Genomic DNA, 775 nt, shown 5'->3' with positions numbered 1-775 from the left:
CGGTGGCTTTCCGGGGGTGGTGGGGTGTTACTTGGTGGTGGCGTCGATGGCTTCTTCGATGAGGGCGATGACGCGGTCGGGGTGGGCGAGCATGACGAGGTGGGAGGAGTCGACCTCGGTGGTGGTCATGCCGGCGCGCTGGTAGCCGAAGCGTTCGACGTCGGGGTTGATGGTGTGGTCGGCGGAGGAGACCAGGCCCCAGGAGGGCTTGGTCTTCCAGGCGGCGGCGGGGGCCGGGTCGGCGAAGGCCTGGGCGGCGAGGGGGCGTTGGGAGACGGCGAGGACCTTGGCGGTCTCCGGGTCGACGTCGGCGGCGAAGATGGCGGGGAACTTGTCGACGTCGACGGAGACGTCGGTGCCGGGGGTGTCGGAGCCCTCGATGGGGAAGGGGGTGTAGACGAGGGCGGCGGCGAGGTCGGAGTCGGGGAAGCGGCCCTGGAGTTCGCCGAGGCTTTCGCCGCTCTCCAGGGCGTAGCCGGAGAGGTAGACCAGGGCCTGGACGTTGTCCTCGACGCCGGCGACGGTGATGACGGCGCCGCCGTAGGAGTGGCCGACGAGGACGACGGGGCCGTCGATCTGGCGGATGACGGAGGCGATGTAGGCGGCGTCGCCGATGAGGCTGCGGTTGGGTACGGCGGGGGCGACGACGTTCAGGCCGCGCTGGAGCAGGCCGGGGATGACACGGGCGTAGCTGGAGGCGTCGGCGAACGCGCCGTGGACCAGGACGACGGTCGGCTTGGGGGAACGGGACATGACCGGACTCGATTCTCTCGCT

The 775-nt window shown here is 70.7% G+C and carries 1 protein-coding gene; it reads right to left on the bottom strand.

Annotated features, from left to right (window positions below):
* Positions 1-27 precede the first annotated feature (27 nt).
* Positions 28-753: an alpha/beta fold hydrolase gene (locus IE294_RS46980; RefSeq protein WP_189895418.1), complete on the bottom strand. Its 726-nt coding sequence runs from the start codon at positions 751-753 to the stop codon at positions 28-30.
* Positions 754-775: the final 22 nt, after the last annotated feature.

Origin of the sequence: Streptomyces canarius (assembly GCF_014650735.1) — a bacterium.
Taxonomy (GTDB): Bacteria; Actinomycetota; Actinomycetes; order Streptomycetales; family Streptomycetaceae; genus Streptomyces; species Streptomyces olivaceoviridis.
The sequence above is the reverse complement of the archived record's forward strand: the minus strand, read 5'-3'. Positions and strand labels throughout refer to the sequence as shown.